The organism is Pseudomonas sp. A39, assembly GCF_058145955.1.
Map to the genome: position 1 here is coordinate 24,761 of NZ_JBYVMD010000031.1, position 23,959 is coordinate 48,719.

A 23,959-nucleotide genomic window follows, 5' to 3' on the forward strand; every position below is an offset into this window, starting at 1 on the left:
ATCAACGCATCGAGGGGTTAAAAACCGTGTAAGGCCTTCACAATTTCGCACTATTTAAAACGCCAATCCCGCGCAGAACGCCTTATTATGCGGTAGTTGTTTCAACATGTTTCAAAACCTAACCACTCGCGGCCACGGATCCGGACCTGTCGAATGGCGTCCTGCTGGAGCTGAGTTACATGAATATGCCTGCCTTGCGTAAAAAAGCGGTATCGGTCGCCTGGGTACTCGGCGTGTTGCTGATCATTGATGTGTTCCCCGAGACCACCTTGGTCTTTCTCGGCCTGGTGGTGGTCTGCGGCATCTACGACTTCCTGCGAAATGGCCTGTATGACGCGCCCACGATCAAGAAATACTTTATCGGCAGTGGCCGCAACACCTGGCTGCTGGCGCCGTTCAATACCCTGTTCGACCTGGTGAGCTCGCATAACCGCCATGTCTACACGCTGCAGGACCTGCCACCCGCCTGGCGCGAAGACCTGCAACGGGTGATCGATGACGCTATGGCCCACAAGGACGAAATCATCGGCTACCTGGACGAACGCATGGCCGAGAAGAAGCGCGGCATGCTGTTTTTTCAGTGGTATGGCCACCCCATCGAGACCACCCTGGACATTCCGCAACTGCGCAAAAAACTCCCGTTCGTGAAAACCATTGGTGTGTCGGTGTTCAATGAGAACCGCTCGACCTCGTTTCACTTTGGCCCCCTGCGCATGATGTTCCGCGTGCTCTACAACATGGCCCCGGCGCCCCATCACGAGGGCGTCTACATCCAGGTGGGCAAGCACAAGCATTACTGGCACGACGACCCGCTGTTCATCTTCGATGACACGTTGATGCATGCGTCTTTCAACAAAAACGACGCCAAGCGTTACTGTCTGTTTATCGATATCGTGCGGCCGACCCCGGTACCCCGGGTTCTTAACGCCGTGATCGCTGGGTTTGCCGGCATGGCCTTTACCCTGCGTCGGGTTTTCTACAAAAACTGGAAGCTGATTCAGTGAGTTCTGCGGCATGATGGTGCTGGACGGTGTTTGCACTCGGCCTTGCGCCTGAGTTAAATAACCGTCTCGTGCGTCCGAATTCGGCGCCCATCATTCTCGAGCCATCGCAGCCCCTCGCGGGTGCGGTGGCTGCGCTTTCAAGGAATCAGAATGCCCCAACGTCAAGTCATCAACGCCTCCGTCAGCCCCAAGGGCAGCCTCGAAACCCTGTCCCAACGTGAAGTGCAGCAACTGAGCGAAGCCGGTACCGGCAGCATCTACACCCTGTTCCGCCAGTGCGCCCTGGCCATTCTCAACACGGGCGCGCATATCGACAACGCCAAGACCATCCTCGACGCTTATAAAGACTTTGAAGTGCGCATCCACCAGCAGGACCGCGGCGTGCGCCTGGAGCTGTTGAACGCCCCCGCCGATGCCTTCGTCGATGGCGAAATGATCGCCAGCACCCGCGAAATGCTCTTCAGCGCCCTGCGTGACATCGTCTACACCGAGAACGAGCTGGACAGCCAGCGTATCGACCTGAGCAATTCCCAGGGCATCACCGACTACGTGTTCCACCTGCTGCGCAACGCTCGTACGCTGCGCCCCGGTGTCGAGCCGAAGATCGTGGTGTGCTGGGGCGGGCACTCGATCAATACCGAAGAATACAAGTACACCAAGAAAGTCGGCCACGAACTGGGGCTGCGCAGCCTGGATGTGTGCACCGGCTGCGGCCCTGGCGTGATGAAAGGCCCGATGAAGGGCGCGACCATTTCCCACGCCAAGCAACGCATTACCGGCGGGCGCTACCTGGGCCTGACCGAGCCGGGCATCATTGCCGCCGAAGCGCCGAACCCGATCGTCAATGAGCTGGTTATCCTGCCGGATATCGAGAAACGCCTGGAAGCCTTCGTGCGCGTCGGCCATGGCATCATCATCTTCCCCGGCGGCGCCGGTACGGCAGAAGAGTTCCTGTACCTGCTGGGCATCCTGATGCACCCGGATAACCGCGACCTGCCGTTCCCGGTCATCCTCACCGGGCCCAAACACGCCGCGCCCTACCTGCAACAATTGCACGCCTTCGTCGGCGCCACCCTGGGTGAAGCAGCGCAAGCGCACTACCAGATCATCATTGATGACCCGGCCGAAGTGGCGCGCCAGATGACCGCGGGGCTCAAGGCGGTGAAGCAGTTCCGCCGCGAGCGCAACGATGCCTTCCACTTCAACTGGCTGCTGAAGATCGACGAAGGCTTCCAGCGCCCGTTCGACCCGACCCACGAAAACATGGCCAGCCTGCAGTTGAGCCACGCACTGCCGCCGCACGAACTGGCCGCCAACCTGCGCCGTGCGTTCTCGGGGATCGTGGCGGGTAACGTGAAGGACAAGGGCATTCGCCTGATCGAGCAGAACGGCCCGTATGAAATCCACGGTGACCCGGCCATCATGAAACCGCTGGACGAACTGCTACAGGCCTTCGTCGCTCAGCACCGCATGAAGTTGCCGGGCGGCGCGGCCTATGTGCCGTGCTACCGCGTGGTTCAATGAATTAGCGCTCAACCGACCCTGCACAGCACGAAGTCTTGCCGACTTTGACCGCGATCACGTCGCCGGCGGGCTCGACAATGGCGTGCAGGGAAGGCGGATAATGGGGTGGCGGTTGGTCATGGTTTGTATCGCTTTAAACCCGGTGGAAGGGGGGCGAGCAAGACGGTTCAGGACCTCAAGGGGCTGATCCGCAAACCTGCCAAGGCCGTCTCCATCGAACAGATGAACCAGGCCATCGCAGCGCAGGGAGCAAACGCCGGATGATCGGGCTGGATACCAATGTGCTGGTACGCTACGTCACCCAGGATGATCCCGTTCGCCGCCGGTTGCGAGTACACGGCCACCTTCGACCTCAACGCGATCAAGACAACGGGCATGAAGCGGCTGGCCTGAACCACAGCGTTGCGACAGCGAGCGGGCTTTGGTAAAAACGGCTTATCCCCTTGATCGAGAGAAAGACTACGTGCGCACGTTTCTACTCGCAGCGCTGGCCATCGCCCCCACCCTCGCCCAGGCAGACACCATCGCCTGGCCCGACCTGCCGGAAACCTGCTTTGTCAGTGGTCGCTCTGCCACCAGCACGGACGTCGACGCTGGCTGTGCGGCGTTCCTGATCAATGTAAAAGGCAAGGCCGCCGGCACGCCGATCAAGCTGGATATTCCGCAGTACGCCCTGCACATCGACGAAACCACCGGCAAGGAAACCCCGGTGATCCTCATCCAGGCGGAGGAGAACGGCGAGGTCAAGGCGGTGGGCTACAGGGAACTGGGCACCGATCAGCTCGGTGCCGCACTGCTGCGGGAGGTTCGACTCCTGGGCACCCAGAAGCCGATTTAGCCGAGACTCAGCGAACCCAACCGCCACCCTGCCAGTGGTACCCATCATTACGCTGCACCCAATGCGGATGCACATAGCGATAGCCCTCGCGCACCGGCTCCCAATGGCCGTGCACCGCGACATAGCGTCCGCCTTCCCAGCGCCAGTAACCGCGTGACCATATGTAGCCGTAGCGCACCGGTGGCTCGACTTCAATCACCTGCACCGGCGGCGGTTGCGGCGCGACGACTTCTACATACTCCCGTTGCACCGGCCTGCGCTCATGCACCACGCGCTCTTGCACACACCCGGATGCCGCGACGACCATGGCCGCCAATGCTGCATAACGTAGCCACATACAAACCCCTCGGGCGCTGACGCCCACCACTTACACTGCAAAAAATGCCCCCTTGTTGCAGCCGCTCTCCTGATCGGCCATGGGTCTTTTTTAACAGGTAGTGTCTGTCGGGTTGCTGAACCTGAGGGCGTTGCACTCAGGAACGCAGATGAAAGGCACCGTCAGCATTGGCCCACTCAAGCCGGCCCGAAACGCTCCAGCACCGCCTCCACAAACCGTCGTAACTTGGCAGTGCGCTGGCGATTTGCGGTGTAGAGCAAATGCATCGGCCGGCTCGGGGCCTCGAAGTTCGCCAGCACTTGCACCAACTCACCCCTCAACAGCGCCGGGCGCAGGAAGTCTTCGGGCCCCAGGACAATACCGAAGCCCTCCAGCGCAGCCGACATCAACGCCCTGCTTTCGTTGATTTGCAGTCGGCTGGCAACCTGCACGCGGTAAGGTGTCGGGCCTTGGTAAAGCACCCATTCACGATCTGCCGGGCGCGACCAGAAGGCGTAGCCCAGGCATTCGTGATGCATAAGGTCGGCCGGCACCTGCGGCGTGCCACGCGCCGCCAGGTACGCAGGCGAGGCGCAGACGACCAAGCGATAAGGTGCCAGGGGCCGAGCCGTCAGGCTGTTAGTAGCCAAGGGGCCGATACGAAACGCCGCTTCATAGCCCTCGTCCACCAAGTCGACGAAACGATCTGTCAGGTGCAGGTCGATTTCCACCTCGGGGTTATCACGCAGAAATTCGGTAATCAGTGGCATCAGGCTGTAGGAACCGAAGGTCACCGGGGCAGTAATTTTCAGCTTGCCACTCGGGGTGTCATTCATGATCTGCGCCAGGGAATCGGCGGCCTCGGCCTCCGTCAGGATGTGTTTGCAGCGCTCGTAGTACGCGCTACCCAACTCCGTCAGGCTTTGGCGACGCGTGGTGCGGTTGAGCAAGCGCGCGCCGAGGCGTTGCTCCAACGCACTGACATGCTTAGCCACCATCTGCGGTGACAGGTTCAAACGCTCGGCGGCGCGGGCGTAGGAGCCCAGTTCAGCGGCCATCACGAAGGCACTCATGCTGGATAGACGGTCCATCATTCCCCACTCCCAGTAATAACAGCCACGCCAGAGCGATCATTTATCGCCAATCGGTTGCCAATCATCATAGCGACTTCCCCCTTTCAACAGGAGCAAGGCCATGAAGATCGGTGTTATTGGAGCAGGTTTTATCGGGCGCGCCGTGGCCCAACTGGCACTGGCGGCCGGGCATGAGGTGATGTTGAGCAACTCCCGCGGCCCACACACCATGAGCAGCGTGGTCAGCGGCATACTCGGCGTGCAAGTGGGCAGCGCCGAAGACGCCGCCAAATTCGGCGACGTGGTGCTCGTGGCAATCCCCTTGGAACATTACCGCAGCGTCCCGGCGCAATGGCTGGAGGGCAAGACCGTGATGGACGCCAATAATTACTACCCGAACCGCGACGGGCATATCCCGGCCCTGGATCGCTTTGAAACCACCACCAGCCGACTGCTTGCCGAGCATTTGCCCCATTCGCACGTGGTGAAAGTGTTCAATGCAATCTTCGCCCCCGACCTGACGCAGGACGCCCGCCCACAAGGCGCACCCGAGCGTCGAGCATTACCGGTGGCCGCGGACGACGCGGCAGCGAAGGCACAGGTCATCACGTTACTCGACGAACTGGGTTTCGACGCCGTCGACGCCGGAGGCCTGGATGAAAGCTGGCGGCTGGAACGGGGCAAGCCTGCGTATTGCGTCCCGCTGGACCAAGCGGGTTTGAAGGCAGCGCTGGCGGCCGCCGAGCGCACGGTTGAACTGCCGCCTGTCGAGCGCTCCCGTATTTAAAAACACAAAAAAACCGCTGACCGTTACCGGTTCAGCGGTTTTTTCGTGACCGGTGAGATCCTGATCTCAGAACCTCGCCAGCGCCTTACAACGCCAGGTCAGATGCCGGCTTGCTCGGCTCAGCCGCAGGCTTGGCAGCCTCAGGCGCCTTCACAGCGGCCTTTTGCGGAATCACAGGCGGTGTTGGCAGTTGCAGGATATTGGCGGTGTAGGCCCATTCCTTGGCAACGGCCTCAGGGCTGTCGTTCAGCTTGGTGCCGTAGCTCGGTACGATCTGGTGCAGCTTGGACTGCCACTCAGGGGTCGCTACCTTGTCCTTGAACACTTTCTGCAGCACGGTCAGCATGATCGGAGCCGCGGTGGACGCGCCTGGCGATGCACCCAACAGGCCGGCGATGGTGTTGTCGGCGGAGCTGACCACTTCGGTGCCGAGTTTCAGGACGCCGCCCTGCTCTTCGTCACGCTTGATGATCTGCACGCGCTGACCGGCCTGCCACAGGCGCCAGTCGGATTGCTTGGCGTTGGGGAAGTACTCTTGCAGCGCCTTGAAGCGGTCGTCATCCGACAGCATCAGTTGGCCGGCGAGGTACTCGACCAGTGGGTATTCACGAATACCGACTTTGGTCATTGGCCAGATGTTGTGGGTGGTGGTGCTGGTCAGCAGGTCCAGGTACGAGCCTTCTTTCAGGAACTTGGTCGAGAAAGTCGCGAATGGGCCAAACAGGATAACGCGCTTGCCATCCAGTACGCGGGTGTCCAGGTGCGGAACCGACATCGGTGGCGCGCCAACCGACGCTTTACCGTAGGCCTTGGCCAGGTGCTGCTCGGCGACGGTTGGGTTATCGGTCACCAGGAACGAGCCGCCCACAGGGAAGCCTGCGTATTCCTTGGCTTCAGGAATGCCCGACTTTTGCAGCAAGTGCAGTGCACCGCCACCGGCGCCGATGAACACGAACTTGGCGTCGGTTTCAGTCTTGGTGCCGTCTTTGAGGTTTTTGTAGCTGACACGCCACGAACCGTCGGCGTTCTTGGTGATGTCCTGCACTTCGCTCGACAGTTTCAGGTCGAACTTAGGGGTGGTTTGCAGGTGAGCGACGAACTGGCGGGTGATCTCGCCGAAGTTCATGTCGGTCCCCAGCGGGCTCCAGGTGGCCGCGATTTTCTGGTTCGGGTCACGCCCTTCCATCATCAGCGGAACCCACTTGGCGATCTGCGCCGGGTCTTCGGAGTACTGCATGCCGGCGAACAGCGGGCTCGCTTGCAGGGCTTCGTAGCGTTTTTTCAGGAACTTGATGTTGTCATCGCCCCACACAAAGCTCATGTGCGGTGTGGAGTTGATGAACGAACGCGGGTTCTTCAGCACGCCCTGCTGGACCTGCCAGGACCAGAACTGACGGGAGATCTGGAACGCTTCGTTGATCTCGACCGCTTTCGGGATCTCAACGTTGCCGTTCTTATCTTCCGGGGTGTAGTTCAGCTCAGCCAGGGCCGAGTGACCGGTACCGGCGTTGTTCCAGCCGTTGGAGCTTTCTTCGGCCACGCCATCGAGGCGTTCGACCATTTCCATCGACCAGCTCGGTTCCAGCTCATTGAGCCATACACCCAGGGTCGCACTCATGATGCCGCCGCCGATCAGCAGCACATCGACTTTCTTTGCCTCTTCCGCTTGAACGGACGTGATCCCCAGCGACAAAGCCAGCCCCAGCAGGGCAGTGTTTACTTTTTTAAACATCAGTAGCACCTATGATAAAACGCCATCCGCCCCACCGCCCCTGACTCTCAAGGCCGCAGGGTGAGCACACAAGGCCGATGTATCGACCTCACTTTTATGTCCCTTCTGCGCTGACTTCTTATCATTATTGGCTTCAGCTACCTGGGCGACAGCCAACCGCCGGGACGTATACGGATGTACGTACCAGAGAACGACCAGACCAAGATGGCGCGCAGAATATCACGGCCAGCGCCAGATATGGGCTCGCCGGTCGAATGGCGCCACTAGTTCGCCATTTTTTTAAGATCCGTCTCATGTGCCTCACAACCGCCGCAATGCACCATGGATTGGCTCACTCAAGCGTGAGCAGACAACCATCCATCTCTCTAAAGGGGCATTGCAATGCTGAACAAACTGAGCCAACTCACCCTCGCCTGCGGCGCTTGCTGGCTGCTGGCCAGCACCGCACACGCGGCCGATGGGCAGATCGAGTTCACCGGTTCCGTCACCGATAACGCCTGCACCATCACCACTGGCGACGTGAACAAGTCCGTGACCCTGGACGCGGTACGCATCGCCGACTTCGCGCCCACCGTGGGTTCCACCGCCAAGCCCAAAGCGTTCTCCATCAGCCTGGACAACTGCAGCACCGCGACCCGCAAGAACGCCGCCATTACCTTCAGCGGTCAGCAGGACGCCACCGATTCGACCCTGCTCGGCCTGACCGGTGAAAACCAGGTGCGCGGTATCGCGATCCAGATCGCCGACGCCCGAAACGGTAACAAGCTGCCACTGAACACGCCGACCGCCGATTACGACCTGCGTGCGCAGTCCAACACCTTCGACTTTACCGCCGCCTACGTGCGCACCGTCGCCGACACGACCACCGGCGAAGGCGATACCGCCAAGACCACGTCCGGTATCGGCACCGGTCAGGTGCACGCCCTGGCCAGCTTCGACGTTACCTACAAGTAATTGCTCGTCAATACCGTGGGCCGTCCGCCGGCCCACGGACTTCCAAAGGTCCCTCATCATGCGTTTTAAAGTGTACTTTTTGCTGGCCCTGTTCCCGCTCTGGCACAGCGCGGCCGCCAACGCCGCCGTCACGGTCGGCGCCACGCGGCTGATCTACGACGGCGCTTCCAGCGAAGCCAACCTCACGGTCAGCAATCGCGAAGACACCTCGCCCTACCTGGTGCAGTCCTGGGTCAGCCGCTTTGGCGGCGGCAATGAAGAAAGCGTCGACAGCTTTATCGTCACCCCGCCGCTGTTCCGACTGGATGCCAACAAGGAAAACATCCTGCGCGTCATTTTTACCGGCGGCACCGATGTGCCCCAGGACCGCGAAAGCCTGTTCCTGATGAACGTCAAGGCAATCCCGGCCATGAGCGACGACCAGAAAGGCAAGAACGTACTGCAGATTGCCCTCAAGACCACCATCAAGCTGTTCTACCGCCCGGCCGGCGTCAAAGGTTCGCTCAAGGACGCGGTGGCCCAGGTGGGCTGGACGTCCAAGGCGGGGGCATTGCATTTCAATAACGGCTCCAAGCTTCACGTGGTGGTCAGCGAACTCACGCTCAACGGCCTGCCGATCACCCAGGCGCCGGATGTGCTGCGCCCCGGGGAACAGCGCGAACTGCCGATCCAGGCCAAGGCGGGCGATGAAGTGTCGCTCAGCTATATCGACGACTACGGCAGCACCGTGACCGCCCCTCTTATCCGCATTCACTGATACACGCGCACGCCCCCACCAGGAACGCCCATGCCCCGTTCATTCCGATTCACGCGCCGTCGCGCCGTGAAGGCTTTCGGCTGCCCGCTCGCGGCGGCCATGGCCTTGCACTTGGCCCCCGCACACGCCGGCTACGAGTTCGATGCGTCGTTCCTCGAGATCGGCGGCGGGCAGAGTTCGGCGGCGGTAAAACAACAGGTCAGCGCCATGAGCGAAGGCCAGTTGCCGGGCATTTATCGGGTGGATGTGCGGGTCAACCAGCACGCGGTCGAGCAACGCGATGTGCGTTTCGTACGCGCCACCGGCACTGCGGACCGCTCGGCCACCGGGCTGTTTCCGTGCCTGGATGTCGAGTTTTTCCGCGCCCAGGGAGTGGCCGACACCGCCCTGCACAACAGAAGCGACGCCGACACCACCTGCATTGCCTTCGACCAGGGCCTGGCCGGGGTGGTCTACGACTACGACTTCAACCACCAATTGCTGTCGATCGAGATTCCCCAAGCGTACCTGGGCAGCATTCCGTTTGAGGTGCGCCGTCGACAGTGGAGCGACGGTGAGAACGTGGCGTTCACCAACTACAGCTTCAGCGGCAGCACGGCAGAGTCCGACAGCGGCCGCCGCCAGAACCAGTTCGGCAGCCTGCGCAGCGGCATCAATGCCGGGGCCTGGCGCCTGCGCAATTTCTCGACCTGGCAGAAAGGCACGGGCGACGCCGGGCGCTGGGAGTCGATGGAAACCTACGCCCAGCGGGACATGGGCAACATGATGGCGATTGCCACCCTGGGCGACGCCACCACCGAAGGCGACCTGTTCGACGCGATTCCCTATCGCGGCCTGGGCATCGCCTCGGACCTGGACATGCTGCCCGACCAGTCCCGTGAATTCGCGCCGGTGGTTCGCGGCATTGCCAATGGCCGCTCGCGGGTGATCATCCGCCAGCGCGGCTACGTGATCCATGAGCAATGGGTGCCCTCAGGGCCGTTTGCCTTGACCGATCTTTATCCCACCGCCAGCAACGGCGACATCGAGGTCACGGTGGAAGGCCCGGACGGCCAGCGCCAGGTCTACACCCAGTCGTTTTCGTCGGTGCCCTACATGCTGCGCGAGGGGCAACAGAGCTACTCCGTCTTCGCCGGCCAATACCGCCCGGCGCAGTCAGCGTTTGTGCAAGAGACCCCGACCTTCATCCAGGCCTCGCTACGCCGAGGCTTGAGCGGCAGTACCACGCTGTTCGGCGCCAGCCTGCTCAGTGATCAATACAACGCCGGCCTGCTGGGTTTCGCCCACGATTTCGCCGGCTTCGGCGCGATTTCAGTGGACGTGACCCACGCCCGCAGCGACGCCATGGGCCATGAGAAAACCAGCGCCAGCGGCCAGTCGTTCCGCTTCCGCTATTCCAAATCCCTGGCAGCCACCGACACCAATTTCAGCTTGATCGGCTACCGCTACTCCACCGGCGGCTACTACTCGTTCAACGAGGCGCTCAACAGCCGCAATGCCGGGCAAACCCTGGACACGTACCGCAGCGGCCATATGAAAAGCAACTTCACCGCCAACGTGTCCCAACAACTGGGCGGCTACGGCGGGGTGTACGCCAACGTGTCGAAAACCGCGTATTGGGACAAGGGCCAGGCCGACACCTCGATCCAGTTGGGTTACAGCGTGAGTTCCGGGAGCATTTCCTACTCCCTCGGGCTGGGCCTGAACAAAGGCGCCGACAGTCACGATCGCAGCCTGTCCCTGAGCATCAGCATGCCCCTGGGCGGTACGCGCAACCAGCGGGTCACCGCCAACATGAACCAGAGCGCGCGCGGCTCGGCGTCACGCACCGCGACCCTCAGCGGCAACGCATTTGAAGACGACACCCTGGCCTACAGCGCGGGTGTGTCACAGCAAGTCAACGGCGCCCAACGCCAGGCGGGCGGCACGTTCGCCGCCCAGTACGACGCGCCGAGCGCGATTGTGCGCGGTGCCTACAACGAGTCCACCGGCAACCGCCAACTGGACCTGGGCGTGGAAGGTTCGGTGGTGGCGTACGGCAGCAACCTGATGTTCAGCCAGCCGCTGGGCGAAACCAATGTGATCGTCGCCACGCCGGGGGCCGCCGACGTGGCGGTCACCAACAAGCGCGGGGTGCGCACCAATGCCAATGGCTACACGGTGGTGCCGTCCGCCCTGCCCTATCGCAAGAACCGTGTGTCGCTGGACACCCAGTCGATGTCCGCCGACGTCGACATCGCCGAGCCGGTGCAGGAAGTCACGCCCAATCGCGGCGCCTTCGTGCTGGCGGACTTCGACACCCGGCGCGGCAAACGCATTCTGTTCCGCATCCGCGACACCCAAGGCGAAGCCGCGCCCTTTGCCGCCCGCGCCGAACTCTTCGCGGCAGACGGCCGTTCGCTGGGCAACACCCTGGTGGCGGACAAGGGCCGCGCGTTCCTGACCGGCGTGCCGCCCGAGGCACGCCTGTTGATCAGCGTGGACGGGCAACCGTGGTGCAGCCGCGAATTGAAACTGCAAGACGACGGTCCTGCCGAGGGTGGGATTACTCAACTGAACATTCAATGTGAGCGCGCGGCCGGTGAGTCGGGCGCCAAGGATTCGTGATCATGAACATACGCAAGCGCATGACGCTGGCGCTGTGGGCCGGCGTGCTTTGCTGCCTGTCGTTCCAGGCGCAGGCGCTGATCGGCGGCAACGTCGAGTGCGGAACGCCGGGCTATCCGACCTATGGCTACCGTTTCCAGCCGGGCGAAGCGATCAATATCGAGTACAGCGGCACATGCACGATTCGCCGTGCCTTTCCCTATGCCGCAGGCGTGAACACCAGCATCACCTACGGAACCGGTTACAACCATGCCGCCCTGCAGTTTGTAGACCCCTCCAGCTGGACCGTTATGCCGCTACTTGATATTGGCCAATTCAGTGGTATCTGCCTGGGGGGTACGTGCCAGCGATTGCCCATCAACACGGTGGTGCGCTACCGCTACAACCTGGTGGGCACCGCGCCCAGAACCACCGGCACGCGCAATGTGCAGGTACGCATTGGCGTGACCTCCCTTAACTACCTGGCATGGGCCGAGTGGTTCCTGGATATGCCTTTTATGTACACCGTCTACACGCCGGCGTGCACGCTGAGCTCGCCCAGTGCCGTCAACCTGCGCTTCGGCACCATCAGCAACGCCGACCTCAGCAGCCAAGTGCAATCCACCACGGTGTCGGTCACGTGTGCGACCGCCGTGCAAGCCACGGCCACCCTGAGGCCGAGCCAGGCAGTGGTCAGCGCCACCACCGGGGTATCGCGCACCACACTGGCCGGCCTGAACATGCAGGCGATCTGGACCGACTCCTATAACCCGGTGGATTTCAGCAGTGTGCGCAACCTGCAACTGAGGACCGGCAGCAACAACGTCAATCTCAGTTTCAAACCGCAACCGGTCGCCGGCCAGTCGCCCACCGGTGCCTTCCAGAGCCAATACACCCTGACCATCGATTACCGCTGAGGCCCTTGCCATGAAAACTTCGCTGTTCGCCCTGGCGCTGCTCAGCGCCACCGCCCAGGCCGCCGACACGGTAAACATCACCGTCAGCGGCACCCTCACCCGCCCACCCTGTGTGCTGAACACCGGCACCACCCTCACCGCTGCGTTCGGCAATGTGCGCACCGACCAAGTGGCGGCCACCGAAACCGTCGCGTTGCCGGTACGCATGACGTGCCCGACAGGTTCATCGCTGAACGTCAGCTTCACCGCCAACAACGGTACCTACACCGCCACCGTGGCCAAGACCACCGCCGACAACCTCGGCGTCTCGTTACTGTGGGCGGACGACACGGCGGCGAGCCTCAACGGCACCACCAAGACGTACAGCAACCTCAGCGGCACCGTGGATATCAGCCTCAAGGCCAAGCTGGTGGAGCGCGGCACGCTGGTGCCTGGCGCATTTACCTCGTCGATGGTCATGACCCTCAATTACCTATGAAAGCGCTCACCTGGATACTGCTGGCGGTGGCCGGCACCGCCCTCGCGCAATCGGCGGATGACGCGCAGATCGACGTCACCGGCAAGCTGATCGCCCCCCCTTGCTCAGCGCGTTTTCCCAGTACGCAACAGGTGGACCTGGGCAACGTGAACCTCAACCAGTTGGCCGACGCCAGTGCCAGCGTCACCGACGTGCCGTTGGTGTTCGATTGCCAGGCCAACAGCCAAGTCAGCCTAACCCTCACGGCGGGCGTGGGCAGCGTTGACAGCCACACCCTGCTCACCAGCCGCCCGGCCCTGGGCTTGCAGCTTGGCTTGCTGAATAAAGGCGTGAAGGCTGATTTCAGCCTGGGGGAAACCGGCACCTGGCCGGTAACCGACGGACCGCTGGAACTGACCCTGCGCGTCAAGCCCGTGTCCGTGGGTGAACTGCCCGACGCGGGCAGCTACAGCGCAATGCTGTTGATGCACATCACCTACCGCTGACTACTGGAACTGCCGTGCCTCGATGCAATAGGTCAGCAACGCCTGGTCACTGTCCACGTCCAGCTTGCGCATGGCGGAGATTTTCTGCGCGCTGACGGTCTTGTTGCTGCGGCTCAATTGCCGCGCGATATCGCTGACGCTCATGCCCGTCACAAATAAACGCAGCACCTCCATTTCCCGCGGCGACAGGCTCTGGAAGCGCTCCTGCACCTGGTACGCATTGCCCACCACCGACGTCGCCGCAGGCATAGGCGCCTGGTAATTGCGCTGGGCACTGATGGCGCCCAGGGCTTTTTCGATTTCGTCGTGCAGGTGGTTTTTCTGGATCACGCCGGCCACGCCCAGTTCCTGCAAGCGGGTAAGAATCAGGCTGTTGGAAATCATGGTCAGCACCAGCACCTGGGTGTCGGGAAAGTGGCGCAGGATGTACTCGATCAGTTTCAGGCCATCGCCGTAGGTGTCATCACCCGGCATGTTGAAATCCGTGATCAGCACTTGCGGCCGATGCGCGCGCAACAGCTCGATCAACTGGCTGGAACTGACGGCCTCGCCCACCAGGCGATAACGTGAATCGCGCTGCACAATCTCGCGCACGCCCACCAGTACGATCGGGTGGTCGTCGGCGATCACAACGTTCATGTCTCGCATTATTCAGCTTCCTTGTTCTGGGCAGAAAGTTCTGCAAGCAAGCACTGCGCCACCGCCGTCAGCCGCGCGCACAACCCGCGGATCTGCGTGGCGGCGTGGTTATCCAGAGGGGCTTCGTACAGCGCGTTTTCCCATGCCTGACACGCACCGGATAAAACCCCGGCGCGCACACTGGCCAGCGCACCGTTGAGGCTGTGCAGGCGCTGGCGCACCCGCTCGGAATCGCCGACGGCCAGGCCCTGCTCGATGTGCTGCACGTCCGCCAGCAAGGTGTCGCCCATCAATTGGCGCATGGCCGGGGACAACTCGATCCAGCCCTCGCGGTCGCGGTCTGACGGGGGCACCGCCAAGGCATTTGCCCGGCGACAGTGCGCCATCAAGGCCTGGCGCAGCATGCTCATGCTCAACGGTTTGACCACCCAGGCGTTCATGCCCACCGCCAAGCAACGCTCGCCCTCCTCGCGCAGGGCATTGGCGGTGACGCCGATAATCGGCACCTGCACGCCCTGTTCACGCAGGGCGCGGGCCAGGTCGTAGCCGTTGAGGCGCGGCATGTTGATGTCGGTGATCACCAGGTCGAACGGCTGCGAGCCCCAGATTTGCAGGGCGTGTTCACCGTCGCGCGCCACGGTGGCTTGGGCGCCGAGGGCTTCGAGCTGTTCCTGCAGCACGGCTTGGCTGACCGGGTTGTCTTCGGCCACCAGCACCCGTACGTTCAGGCACGGCGCATCAAGACACGGCGGTGCAAACTCAGGGCTGGCCACTGAAGGGGCGCTGTCAACAATCGGCAAGGTGATGAACAGCGAAAAGCTGCTGCCCAGCCCAGGCTCACTGACCACGCGCATGCTGCCACCCATCAGCTCGCTCAGGCGCGAACAGATCGACAAGCCCAGGCCTGCACCGTTGCCATCCTGGCCGTTGGCCACTTGGTAGAACGGCTTGAATAACTGGTCCAGGGCTTTTTCCGGAATCCCCACGCCGGTGTCGGTGACCTGCCATTGCAGGGCGACTTCATCCGCGAGCAGCGCCTGTACGGTCAACCGTAAACGCACGCGCCCCGACTCAGTGAACTTGATCGCATTGCCCAGCAGGTTATGCAGGATCTGCCGGATACGCCCCGCGTCGCCGAGCAATTGGCATGGCACTTGGGGGTCGATCTCCGCATCAATCTGCAAGCCCTTGTTGCGCGCCGTGGCGGTAAAGCCCAGCACCGCTTCCTCGACCAATTGCTGCGGGTTGAAGGGCGCCGCTTCCACGGCCATTTGCCCGGACTCGATCTTCGACACGTCCAGAATATTGCTGATCAGTTGGAACAGCACGGTGGAAGAGCCCTGGATGATTTCCAGGTACTGGCGCTGGCGCTCGCTCATGGCGGTCAGGGCCATCAGTTCCAGGTTGCCGAGCACGCCATACAGCGGTGTGCGGATTTCGTGACTCATGGTGGCCAGGAACACGGTCTTGGCTTCGTTGGCGGCGGTGGCTTCCTGACGCGCCTGGTCGAGCAGCAGCGTTTCGTCCACATGCCGGGTGATGTCGTTGCAGCCGCACAGAAACACGTCTTCGCCCTCGTAGCGCGCGGCAACCACCACCACCTGCAGGTAGCGCCCCTGTACGGCCAGGCACATCTCGCCGGGGGTGTCCGGCCCGTTATTGGCGCGGAGTACGTCCACCAGCGGCGCGGTGCCGCCCAGCTGCAGGGCACGCTGGTTTTCCAGCAGCAATTGGCAGTCGCTGCGCCGCACCACGCACAGGCCCGCCGGGGCGTTGTGCAACATGATGCGGTTGAACGCTTCGCTCTCGAACAGACGCTCTTGGGCACGCTGGGCCGGGCTGACGATGCGGGTCTTGTACCAATGGTTGATCCACCAGCCCAGCAGCACCGCCGCCAGAAATGTAAGACCCAGGCCCAGCAGCGGCCATTTGGCGTAGCGCAGGAAATCCTGGTAGCTGATGGCGTACAAGCCGGTCCAGTGCTCGCCGCCCTCACTGATCATCTTGAAGCGCAGACCCTGGCTGTTAAAGCTCAGCCCAAGCGGCGCCAATTGTTCATCGCCAAGGCTGCCGAGCAATACATCGCCCTGAGGCGAGATCAGCGTGAACTGGTTGTAGACCGACAGTTGCAGCACCCGCTCGAACTCATCGACCTGAGACGTATCGACAACCGCCGCTAACGTCAGCAGGCCCTGAGGTTGGTTGGCCGGCAATACGGCGGCGGGCGCATCGAGGCCGATCATCGCGACGAGGCTGCGGGTGTTTGGATACAGCTGCAAGGGTGCGCGCATCCAGCGCACGCGCCTGTCAGTGAGCAACAGGTTTTGGCTCTGCTGCAACTGGTGCAAACGGCTCACTACGTCGCGGTAGTGCTCGCGCAACAACGGCTGATGCTGGCGCAGGCCGCCGATGCCAGGGACGGCCAGGCTGGCGACGTCATTGGGGGTAAACACGAACAGCTGCGGTGAGGCGTAGAACGAGCTGGCCCAATAGCCGCCGTAGTAGTCGGTCAATTGCACGCCAAACGCCAGCGCGCGGCGCGTGTCATCCTCGGTGAAATCCGCACCGTAAGACAACGTGAACGGCAACGACAGCGCGAAGCCCTTGGCCTGCACCACGACCTGCCCGGCGTCGTGCTGCAATTGCACGACCTGGGTGGATTGCACCACCGGCAGTGGCGGCGCATTGCTGCGGCTATAGCCGACCGCAACGTTGCGCAGGAACGCCTCATGCTCATGGATGATTTCCACCACGCGGGCGAAGTGAAACTCGACTTTTTCCTGTTCGGCATCGAGCAACCGCGACACCGCCCAGTAGCAACTGCTGGACAGCAACAAGGCGAGCCCGGTGAGCAACAACAGGGCTTTGTTCAGGCGCTGGGAACTTTGCGCGAGTTTATCCAGGCGCAAGCTTGCATGTTTCATCGTCAGTACCGCAGAAGCCTGAATCAGGACGTGGAGCCTATGCATGATCCCGGCATTGGCCAATAACGCCCGGCGAACCGGGCGACCCTTCCTTCGGGCTTCTTGACTGTGTGACCCTGGCCGCTCAGATAAGTGCTGGCGCAGGGCCATCTTCGATCAACAACGCGCTGAATTTATCCGCCGTCACGCCCTGGGAGATCAGGAAGCCTTGCACCTGGTCACAGCGAATACGCCGCAGTACCGCCAGTTCCGCCTGTGTTTCAGCGCCTTCGGCAGTGGTGGTCAGCCCCAGCTTGCGGCCCAGTTCGACAATGCTTTGCAGGGCCGACGCCAGGCTTTCATTCTCGGCACAGCCGTGCACCAGCGAGCGGTCGATCTTCACTTCGTTGAACGGCGTGGAAACCAGGTTGAAGTAAGAGCTGAACCCCTTGCCAAAATCGTCCTGCGCCAAGCCAAAGCCCATCATGCGCAGGCGGCATGCTCCAGCGTAGTAGCTACTGGGCAACCGTGTGGTGGAGCTTTCCATCAATTCGAAGGTGATTTGCCGAGGCTCGGCATCGCGCTGCTGAACCTGGGCCAGCAGGCGGTCGACCAGGTCGCATTGGTCAAGCAAGTGCGTGGGCAGGTTGATCGACACCGGCAACCGGTAGCCGAGCTGCGCCCACTGGGCCTGGGCGGTCAGGGACTGGGTGAGGATGCAGGTCAACAGTTGGGTTTCCAGGCCCAGCCGCTCGATTTCACCGAGGAACTCACTGGGCAGCAACAACCCCTCCACCGGATGGACCCAGCGTGCCAACGCTTCGGCGCCGACGATGCGCCCGTCATGCAGGGACTTCTTGGGCTGGAACCAGGCCTGGATTTCACCGTTGGCCAAGGCGCGCACCAGGTCCTCCCGGGCCAGACCGACACCGCGATGGCAGCAGGGTGTGCGGGCCTGTTCGGCGAGTTTGTCGAGGCAATCGCGCAGGGTGCGCACCTGGGGCTCGCGCACCGGTTTGGAGATCAACCCCGCGACAGTGAGGCCCAGGTTATCCGCCACCTGGCCCGCGCCCACCAGCATGCGCCGCGAGGCCACGCTCATCAGTGCCAAGGCCGGTGGCGCCTGCAGGTGCGCCAATTGCTGGATCAACTGCACGCCGTCCATGCCCGGCATCATCAAGTCGCTGAGCAACAGGTCATAGCGCTGGCGGGCCAGGCGCTGCAACGCGCTCGCGCCGTCCCAGACCACGTCGACGTCAAAGCCGCCGATGCCCTGGAACACGTTGATCAGGTACTCATGCTGAAAAGGATGGTCTTCCACAATGAGCACGCGATAGGCACTCAAAGCACGCTCCTCTGATAAGGCTGCAAGCACTGGTGAAGCACGCGCAACGTGAAGGGCTTGACCAGGCAGTGGTCCATGCCCGCGTTGAGGCAGCGCTCGGCTTCATCGAGCATGGCGTTGGCGGTGGCACCGATGATCGGCAAGGCGCAGCCCAGGCGCCGCAATTGCTCGGTGAGTTCGTAGCCATTCATGCGCGGCATGTTGACGTCGGTGAGAATCAAGTCGAACGCGGTTTCGCCCCACAGCGACAGCGCTTCAATGCCGTCGCCCGCGAGCACCACGGTGCAGCCGAGCTCTTCGAGTTGATCACGCAGGATCAACTGGTTGATCAGGTTGTCTTCGGCCACCAGCAGGCGCAGGTTGAGGTTGATCTCGGCCGGCACCTCACAAGGCGTTGGCGACGGGTGTTCCTCGATACCCTGGGCGCGGCTGACCGCGCGATTGAGCGCCTGCAGTTGGTTCAGGCCGATCTGCCAGCAGGCACCCGGCCCTTGATGGACACCATGCTCATCGGCGGCGGCCATCACCCGAGGCCCGGACCAGCGCAGCCGTTGGCCGGGGTCGACCGGGCCGGGATACAGCTCCACCAGCACCGCGCCGGGGTCGGCCTCGACCGAGTGCGGCAGGCCCAATTGCGCCCGCGCGCCCCAACGCCGCAACCAGCCGCCAATGCTTTCGGCCAGCTCGCGTACCGGCGACACTACATAGACGCGTTCGCCCAGCAAGGGCAACGCCCACGGCTCATGCGCGTATTCGTCAACCTGCTCCAACGGCAAGGTGAAGGTAAAACTGCTGCCCAGCCCCGGCTCGCTGACCAGCCGCAGCGTGCCGTTCATGAGGTGCACCAGGCGCTTGCAGATCGACAACCCAAGCCCGGTGCCCGCCACCACATTGGCATTGCCGCTGGCCTGGAAAAACGGCTCGAACAAATACGGCTGATCGTGCGCCGCAATCCCCTTGCCGGTATCGACCACTTGCCACTGCAACAGGGCGCGTTCGCCTTCGCGGCTCTCCAGGCGCAAGCGCAATACGATGCGCCCGCTCTCGGTGAACTTGAGCGCATTGTTGAGCAGGTTATTGAGGATCTGGCGGATACGCGTGACATCGCCGCGCACCTGGTCGGGCAGTTGCGGGTCGAGGCAGGCAAACAGCTGCAAGCCCTTGCTCTGGGCGGCGCCCGCGTAGCCTTGAATCACCTCCTGCACCAGCTCCAGCGGGGAAAATACGCTGAGTTCGAGGGACAGTTGCCCTGCCTCAATTTTCGACACATCCAGCACATCACAGATCAGTTGCAGCAAGTTCGCCGACGAGCCTTCGATGGCATTCAGGTAGCCGCGCTGCTGGCTGTTGAGGTCGGTGCGGGCGAGCAATTCCAGGGTGCCCAACACCCCGTAAAGGGGGGTGCGGATTTCATGGCTCATGGTCGCCAGGAACAACGTCTTGGCCTCATTGGCCGCATCCGCCAAGGTACGCGCCTGCTGCAAGGCCAGCTCCACCTGTTTGCGTTCGGTGATATCGCTGAACGCGCAAATCAACACTTCTTCACGTTGATAACGGGTGGGTGCGAAGCTCAGGAACAAGTGGCGACCGTCGGCTATTTGCAGCTCGTCGGTGTTGCTTTGCTCGCCGGCGTGAAAGGCCCGACGAATCCAGTCGTGGCACAACTGCTGGCGCTCCTGCCCGTTGCCCAGCCATTGGCGCGACAAGGGATTCTCCAGCACCACTTCGCCGTCACTGCGGCGCAATACGCACAAGGCCACCGGCGCGATACGAATGACTGCGCTGCTGAACGCCTCGCTTTCTACCAAGGCTTCGATGCGATTGGCCGCCGGGATGATCAGCCGCTGATCGATACGTCGCACCAGCCGCATCATCAACAGGCTCGCCAGTGCGCACAGGAGCAGGCACACCAACAGCGGCAACGCCAGGCTGGGCAGCAACGAACTCAGCTCCAGGCTGTAAACGATCTGCCATTGGGAATAGCCCAGGTGTTTGCGGATGGCCAAGCGGTCCGGCAACCAGCGACTGCCCTCCCAGCCGAAACTGGCCGTGGAATGATACTGGCGCAGCACCTGCGCCGCCGCCGGTTGATCGGGCGTGCTGCTGAAAATCAGCTGGCCTGCGGCGTCGAGCAACATGAAGTCGCCAGCCTTTTCATGCTGCAGGGCGTTGATCAGGTCCGGCCCATCGACCTCCAGGCCGAGCCAACCCGAGGTGGGGCTGCGGTCATCCAGGCGGGTAAAAATATACAGCGGCGAATCCAGCCGGCTTTGCTCGGTGAGCCACAGCTCGTCGCTGACCGAGACCTTGCCGGTATCGACCGCCATCAGTCGCTGCAACACCGTCTCCGGCACTGCCTCCGGTGCCGGGCCGACGGTGAACAGGCGCTCCACGCCAGGCTCGGCACGCTGGGCCACATAAATCAGGTTGACCTGGTTGGCCTCCAGGTAGTCGAGCATGCGCCGGGTCAGCCACAGGCTCCAGATATCGCCCGCCTCCCCCAGGGTGATATGCACTTCCTCGGCGGGCACGTTATTGAGGTTGCCCACGGGCGGCGTCACATGCCGCACGGTGGACAGGCCGAGGCTTTTCAACAGCGTCTGGCGGCTGACAAAAAAACTCTGCGCATCGGAAATCGCCTCATTCATGTAACTGCGCCGCAACGAAATCTCCTCGCTGAACGCAGCGCGCAAATAGCTGTAGGCGCCCGCATACACACCCAACACCAACGCCAGGGCGAACAGGCGCAGCAGCTTGCGGGCGGCCTTGGGCGTGGAGAAGGTGGCGTCGAGGGGTTGCAGGAAATGTTTGAGTTTCATCACCGCAAGCGTACGGAGCGCAAGGGGGCGGGAGAATAAGACGGATCTCAAAGCGCCATTGAACTCTGCCGCCAAACGCTGTTCTAGACAGGTTCGCCGCGGCGTGCGTAGCATCTGCGGCGGTCTTTCGTGTTATTCATTCCAACAGAGCGATCCATGTCTATCCACCAAACTCCCGGGCACGTGCTGCCCGCGCGCAGTGCCGCCAAAATGGAAGCGGCCATGGCCGTGGGCGCTTTCGCTATCGGTACTGGCGAATTCGCCATCATGGGCCTGATGCCCGACATCGCCCAGAACCTGGGCCTAAGCGAACCCCAGGTCGGCCACGCCATCAGCGCCTACGCCCTCGGCGTGATGGTCGGCGCGCCGTTGCTGGCCATTCTTGGCGCCAAGCTGCTGCGCAAACACATGCTGCTGTTGCTCATGGGGCTGTATGCCCTGGGTAACCTGGCGACCGCGTTTACCCCCACCTTTGGTTCGCTGGTGGCCTTCCGCTTTATCAGCGGCCTGCCCCACGGTGCTTATTTCGGGATTGCCGCGGTAGTGGCGTCCAGCATGGTGCCCAACGACAAACGCGCCGGCGCCGTGGCCCGCGTCATGCTGGGCCTGACCCTGGCCATGCTGCTCGGCAACCCCATCGCCACCTTCCTCGGCCAACACCTGGGCTGGCGCTCGGCGTTTGCGTTGGTGAGCGTGATCGCCCTGTGCACCATCGCCCTGGTCTGGCAGTTCGTGCCGCACCGCCACGACGAACAACGCAGCGACCCGCGCAAAGAACTGCGCGCCTTCACCAAGCCTCAGGTGTGGATGGCCCTGTCCATCGGTGCGATTGGGTTTGCCGGGATGTTCTGCGTGTTCAGCTACCTGGCGCCGACCATGCTCGAAGTGACCAAGGTGTCGCCGCAATGGATTCCGTTTGGCCTCGCCGCGTTTGGCGTGGGTGGGATTATCGGCAACATCGCGGGAGGCAAACTGTTTGATCGCATGCAGTTTCGTGCGGTGGGCCTGATATTGGTGTGGTCGATCGCCGTGTTGCTGTTCTTCCCCTTCGCCGCGTCCTCGCTATGGGGCGTACTGCTGAGCATGGGCCTGGTCGGCACCATGGTGTCGTTGGCTGCACCGTTGCAAATCCGCCTGATGGATATTGCCCACGAAGCACCGAGCCTGGCGGCGGCGTCCAACCATGCGGCGTTTAACCTGGCGAATGCGTTGGGGCCGTGGTTTGGCGGGATGGCGATTACGGCGGGGTATGGCTGGACCAGCACCGGCTACATCGGCGCGGCTACGGCACTGGCCGGCCTGGGCCTCTACCTGATCGCCCGGCGCATGAAGGGCGGCCACTAAAGCCCACAATTTTGCCCCCACCACAGATCGAATGTGGGAGGGGGCTTGCCCCCGATAGCAGTGGGTCAGTCAACACACCAACGCCTGACCCACCACCCCATCAATCATCATGCAACAACCCCGACCCATACTCCCCATAACTGCTCCCCAACCCACTGCCGCCAAAATTCATCTTCGCGGCCTTGCTCGGGCTGTGGTCTCCAAACGCCTGGCATCCCCCTGAAAAGCACGGGTCGCTGTTCACGTTCGACGAACTCGACGAGCAAGCGCCCAAGAGCAATGTGCAAGCAACCATCACGACTTTAACGAGGTTCGAGATCATGTTTTCGGTTCCCTGTGGACTGGAGGCGCGGGCGTCCTCTCTTGAAGAGGATCGTAGACCTCCGCGGCGCCGGGAATGATGAAACTTGGCGGGGTGACAGGATGGGTTCAGGTTGCCGCCTTGGGTAAGGCGGCGGGGTCGATGTCAGGCTGCGCTGGATGCAGGCGCAACTTGCTCCTGGGCTCGGTCGATGAGCAGAGCGCTTAGGTCGATTAGCTGCTGGATGCCCAGGACGATGGCACGGTGCGGGTCTTCGAGGTCGAACGCCAGTGTGGCGGCCATTTGGTTGGCGGAGGCGAGGTTTTCGGCGGCGTTGGCGAGGAGGGTTTCGGTGCCTATGTTAGGGCTGACGCGTAATAGGTGGCCGGTTGGTTGGTCAGCTGAGGCAGCGTTGTCAGATGGGGGCAGATAATGATGAATAGCTCTCTGGCCTGCTCCGTGAAGCTTGGCATCGCTGGGCGTAGTGTTGTGATCAACATAAGCATTGCGTGATTTGTTAGGCATGGGCGAAGCTCCAAATATTTTCGGGAGTAAAAACGCCTTAGCAATACGGACTTCCACCTCCGGCCGCTAGTTTGCAGTGGCTTGAGGAGGTTAGCTACGGAAGGTCTGAGAGGCAATTTGAGGAAGGTGTGAGATATTTCCTAGAAACGCGAGGGAAATCCGGCCGGGACCTGGAACGAATACAACTTCGCGCCGACCTCAGCGATGAGACCTAGAATGGTGAAGCTCATGATGCGGCTTTTTACGTATACCTAAAAAATACACGCACCATGAGTTCCCCGCATGCAGATCGGAGCAACTTTTCACGAATTAAGAAAAAGAAAACCCTGCGAATGCTGGGTTTTCTTTTGCAGAGCTACATATTACTCAAACGAGTACTTATTCTCAGCCATGAATGTTGGCTCTTTCCAATTAGGACCTTTCCTTATCCCTCCATCAACATTTTCAATTAACCCTTCGAGTTCCATATTGCCAACAAGCTTCAGAAGCTCTAGGTTATTTGAAATATTGACCCATCCATTCCTATTGTATAGTCGATCCAGCATCGGATACGAAATTGGCTTGTTTCTTATAATAAAAAGAACAACATCCCTTGGCGCTTCAGCGACTACAACATCATTAATATTACTCAT

Annotated in this window: 21 protein-coding genes and 1 pseudogene; 12 read left to right on the plus strand and 10 right to left on the minus strand. The window is 61.7% G+C overall.

Features of this window, described 5'->3' with window-relative positions; genetic code table 11:
• Positions 1-179: 179 nt before the first annotated feature.
• The 4 genes and pseudogenes from AC3ZU9_RS21515 (at position 180) to AC3ZU9_RS21530 (ending at position 3,366) form a co-directional block, all read left to right on the plus strand.
• Positions 180-1,004, plus strand: a complete 825-nt coding sequence (locus tag AC3ZU9_RS21515; RefSeq protein WP_490091287.1) for an aspartyl/asparaginyl beta-hydroxylase domain-containing protein — start codon at positions 180-182, stop codon at positions 1,002-1,004.
• Positions 1,005-1,154: 150 nt separating this feature from the next.
• A complete protein-coding gene (gene ppnN, locus AC3ZU9_RS21520; protein ID WP_025856956.1) occupies positions 1,155-2,528 on the plus strand; it encodes a nucleotide 5'-monophosphate nucleosidase PpnN in 1,374 nt (457 codons plus the stop codon).
• Between the two features lie 153 nt (positions 2,529-2,681).
• Positions 2,682-2,792 (plus strand): annotated as a pseudogene (locus AC3ZU9_RS21525) (AbrB/MazE/SpoVT family DNA-binding domain-containing protein); the annotation flags it as partial.
• 199 nt (positions 2,793-2,991) lie between these two features.
• Positions 2,992-3,366: a hypothetical protein gene (locus AC3ZU9_RS21530; protein WP_046035083.1), complete on the plus strand. Its 375-nt coding sequence runs from the start codon at positions 2,992-2,994 to the stop codon at positions 3,364-3,366.
• Between the two features lie 7 nt (positions 3,367-3,373).
• Here the strand turns inward: AC3ZU9_RS21530 and AC3ZU9_RS21535 are convergent, their stop codons facing one another.
• Both AC3ZU9_RS21535 and AC3ZU9_RS21540 read right to left on the minus strand, forming a co-directional pair.
• Positions 3,374-3,703: a YXWGXW repeat-containing protein gene (locus tag AC3ZU9_RS21535; RefSeq protein ID WP_043204977.1), complete on the minus strand. Its 330-nt coding sequence runs from the start codon at positions 3,701-3,703 to the stop codon at positions 3,374-3,376.
• A gap of 176 nt (positions 3,704-3,879) precedes the next feature.
• The gene (locus AC3ZU9_RS21540) at positions 3,880-4,776 is read right to left on the minus strand and encodes a LysR family transcriptional regulator (RefSeq protein WP_122809806.1); all 897 of its coding nucleotides are present in this window, start codon (positions 4,774-4,776) and stop codon (positions 3,880-3,882) included.
• A gap of 100 nt (positions 4,777-4,876) precedes the next feature.
• On the opposite strand from AC3ZU9_RS21540, the gene AC3ZU9_RS21545 reads away from it, so the two are divergent.
• A complete protein-coding gene (locus AC3ZU9_RS21545) occupies positions 4,877-5,542 on the plus strand; it encodes an NADPH-dependent F420 reductase (protein ID WP_490091288.1) in 666 nt (221 codons plus the stop codon).
• Positions 5,543-5,627: 85 nt separating this feature from the next.
• On the opposite strand, the gene mqo is transcribed toward AC3ZU9_RS21545, so the two are convergent.
• The gene (gene mqo / locus AC3ZU9_RS21550) at positions 5,628-7,274 is read right to left on the minus strand and encodes a malate dehydrogenase (quinone) (protein ID WP_012722900.1); all 1,647 of its coding nucleotides are present in this window, start codon (positions 7,272-7,274) and stop codon (positions 5,628-5,630) included.
• Positions 7,275-7,655: 381 nt separating this feature from the next.
• Between mqo and AC3ZU9_RS21555 the strand changes: the two genes are divergently transcribed.
• From AC3ZU9_RS21555 to AC3ZU9_RS21580, 6 genes are read left to right on the plus strand one after another with little or no spacing between them, the layout of a single operon-like run.
• Positions 7,656-8,228, plus strand: coding sequence for a fimbrial protein (locus tag AC3ZU9_RS21555; protein WP_490091289.1), 573 nt, complete (start codon positions 7,656-7,658; stop codon positions 8,226-8,228).
• A gap of 58 nt (positions 8,229-8,286) precedes the next feature.
• Positions 8,287-8,985: a fimbrial biogenesis chaperone gene (locus AC3ZU9_RS21560; RefSeq protein WP_231808311.1), complete on the plus strand. Its 699-nt coding sequence runs from the start codon at positions 8,287-8,289 to the stop codon at positions 8,983-8,985.
• 30 nt (positions 8,986-9,015) lie between these two features.
• The gene (locus AC3ZU9_RS21565) at positions 9,016-11,592 is read left to right on the plus strand and encodes a fimbria/pilus outer membrane usher protein (RefSeq protein ID WP_490091290.1); all 2,577 of its coding nucleotides are present in this window, start codon (positions 9,016-9,018) and stop codon (positions 11,590-11,592) included.
• A 2-nt stretch (positions 11,593-11,594) separates the two neighbouring features.
• A complete protein-coding gene (locus AC3ZU9_RS21570; RefSeq protein WP_256581502.1) occupies positions 11,595-12,488 on the plus strand; it encodes a fimbrial protein in 894 nt (297 codons plus the stop codon).
• A 10-nt stretch (positions 12,489-12,498) separates the two neighbouring features.
• Entirely contained in the window at positions 12,499-12,966 is a 468-nt protein-coding gene (locus tag AC3ZU9_RS21575) for a fimbrial protein (RefSeq protein ID WP_102060912.1), read from the plus strand.
• A complete protein-coding gene (locus AC3ZU9_RS21580) occupies positions 12,963-13,451 on the plus strand; it encodes a fimbrial protein (RefSeq protein ID WP_102060913.1) in 489 nt (162 codons plus the stop codon). Before AC3ZU9_RS21575 ends, AC3ZU9_RS21580 begins: the two co-directional genes overlap by 4 nt.
• Here AC3ZU9_RS21580 and AC3ZU9_RS21585 read toward each other — a convergent pair whose 3' ends face one another.
• The 4 genes from AC3ZU9_RS21585 to AC3ZU9_RS21600 form a co-directional block, all read right to left on the minus strand.
• Positions 13,452-14,099, minus strand: a complete 648-nt coding sequence (locus AC3ZU9_RS21585; protein WP_046035089.1) for a response regulator — start codon at positions 14,097-14,099, stop codon at positions 13,452-13,454.
• On the minus strand, positions 14,099-17,014 hold the full coding sequence (locus AC3ZU9_RS21590) for a hybrid sensor histidine kinase/response regulator (protein ID WP_490091291.1): 2,916 nt from the start codon (positions 17,012-17,014) through the stop codon (positions 14,099-14,101). The genes AC3ZU9_RS21585 and AC3ZU9_RS21590 overlap by 1 nt, the downstream gene beginning before the upstream one ends.
• 124 nt (positions 17,015-17,138) lie before the next feature.
• Positions 17,139-18,338, minus strand: a complete 1,200-nt coding sequence (gene pvrR / locus AC3ZU9_RS21595; protein ID WP_064052312.1) for a response regulator cyclic di-GMP phosphodiesterase PvrR — start codon at positions 18,336-18,338, stop codon at positions 17,139-17,141.
• Positions 18,335-21,157 carry an ATP-binding protein gene (locus AC3ZU9_RS21600; protein WP_490091292.1) on the minus strand — a complete coding sequence of 941 codons (2,823 nt, stop codon included), beginning with the start codon at positions 21,155-21,157 and terminating at the stop codon, positions 18,335-18,337. Before AC3ZU9_RS21600 ends, pvrR begins: the two co-directional genes overlap by 4 nt.
• 156 nt (positions 21,158-21,313) lie before the next feature.
• Between AC3ZU9_RS21600 and AC3ZU9_RS21605 the strand changes: the two genes are divergently transcribed.
• Positions 21,314-22,501, plus strand: a complete 1,188-nt coding sequence (locus AC3ZU9_RS21605; protein WP_490091293.1) for an MFS transporter — start codon at positions 21,314-21,316, stop codon at positions 22,499-22,501.
• A gap of 100 nt (positions 22,502-22,601) precedes the next feature.
• Here the strand turns inward: AC3ZU9_RS21605 and AC3ZU9_RS21610 are convergent, their stop codons facing one another.
• The 3 genes from AC3ZU9_RS21610 to AC3ZU9_RS21620 form a co-directional block, all read right to left on the minus strand.
• The gene (locus AC3ZU9_RS21610) at positions 22,602-22,823 is read right to left on the minus strand and encodes a hypothetical protein (RefSeq protein ID WP_490091294.1); all 222 of its coding nucleotides are present in this window, start codon (positions 22,821-22,823) and stop codon (positions 22,602-22,604) included.
• A gap of 144 nt (positions 22,824-22,967) precedes the next feature.
• On the minus strand, positions 22,968-23,327 hold the full coding sequence (locus AC3ZU9_RS21615; RefSeq protein WP_490091295.1) for a DUF6124 family protein: 360 nt from the start codon (positions 23,325-23,327) through the stop codon (positions 22,968-22,970).
• A 362-nt stretch (positions 23,328-23,689) separates the two neighbouring features.
• Positions 23,690-23,959, minus strand: coding sequence for a hypothetical protein (locus AC3ZU9_RS21620; RefSeq protein ID WP_490091296.1), 270 nt, complete (start codon positions 23,957-23,959; stop codon positions 23,690-23,692).

Excerpts from the sequence above, each read along its gene's own strand:
- AC3ZU9_RS21620 (WP_490091296.1), bottom strand. The coding sequence starts at position 23,959 with ATGAGTAATATTAATGATGTTGTAGTCGCTGAAGCGCCAAGGGATGTT.
- AC3ZU9_RS21565 (WP_490091290.1), top strand. The coding sequence starts at position 9,016 with ATGCCCCGTTCATTCCGATTCACGCGCCGTCGCGCCGTGAAGGCTTTC.
- AC3ZU9_RS21560 (WP_231808311.1), top strand. The coding sequence starts at position 8,287 with ATGCGTTTTAAAGTGTACTTTTTGCTGGCCCTGTTCCCGCTCTGGCAC.
- AC3ZU9_RS21615 (WP_490091295.1), bottom strand. The coding sequence starts at position 23,327 with ATGCCTAACAAATCACGCAATGCTTATGTTGATCACAACACTACGCCC.
- AC3ZU9_RS21580 (WP_102060913.1), top strand. The coding sequence starts at position 12,963 with ATGAAAGCGCTCACCTGGATACTGCTGGCGGTGGCCGGCACCGCCCTC.
- AC3ZU9_RS21535 (WP_043204977.1), bottom strand. The coding sequence starts at position 3,703 with ATGTGGCTACGTTATGCAGCATTGGCGGCCATGGTCGTCGCGGCATCC.
- AC3ZU9_RS21540 (WP_122809806.1), bottom strand. The coding sequence starts at position 4,776 with ATGATGGACCGTCTATCCAGCATGAGTGCCTTCGTGATGGCCGCTGAA.
- AC3ZU9_RS21555 (WP_490091289.1), top strand. The coding sequence starts at position 7,656 with ATGCTGAACAAACTGAGCCAACTCACCCTCGCCTGCGGCGCTTGCTGG.
- AC3ZU9_RS21605 (WP_490091293.1), top strand. The coding sequence starts at position 21,314 with ATGTCTATCCACCAAACTCCCGGGCACGTGCTGCCCGCGCGCAGTGCC.
- ppnN (WP_025856956.1), top strand. The coding sequence starts at position 1,155 with ATGCCCCAACGTCAAGTCATCAACGCCTCCGTCAGCCCCAAGGGCAGC.
- mqo (WP_012722900.1), bottom strand. The coding sequence starts at position 7,274 with ATGTTTAAAAAAGTAAACACTGCCCTGCTGGGGCTGGCTTTGTCGCTG.
- AC3ZU9_RS21610 (WP_490091294.1), bottom strand. The coding sequence starts at position 22,823 with ATGATCTCGAACCTCGTTAAAGTCGTGATGGTTGCTTGCACATTGCTC.
- AC3ZU9_RS21585 (WP_046035089.1), bottom strand. The coding sequence starts at position 14,099 with ATGCGAGACATGAACGTTGTGATCGCCGACGACCACCCGATCGTACTG.
- AC3ZU9_RS21570 (WP_256581502.1), top strand. The coding sequence starts at position 11,595 with ATGAACATACGCAAGCGCATGACGCTGGCGCTGTGGGCCGGCGTGCTT.
- AC3ZU9_RS21545 (WP_490091288.1), top strand. The coding sequence starts at position 4,877 with ATGAAGATCGGTGTTATTGGAGCAGGTTTTATCGGGCGCGCCGTGGCC.
- AC3ZU9_RS21515 (WP_490091287.1), top strand. The coding sequence starts at position 180 with ATGAATATGCCTGCCTTGCGTAAAAAAGCGGTATCGGTCGCCTGGGTA.
- AC3ZU9_RS21590 (WP_490091291.1), bottom strand. The coding sequence starts at position 17,014 with ATGAAACATGCAAGCTTGCGCCTGGATAAACTCGCGCAAAGTTCCCAG.
- AC3ZU9_RS21575 (WP_102060912.1), top strand. The coding sequence starts at position 12,499 with ATGAAAACTTCGCTGTTCGCCCTGGCGCTGCTCAGCGCCACCGCCCAG.
- AC3ZU9_RS21600 (WP_490091292.1), bottom strand. The coding sequence starts at position 21,157 with ATGAAACTCAAACATTTCCTGCAACCCCTCGACGCCACCTTCTCCACG.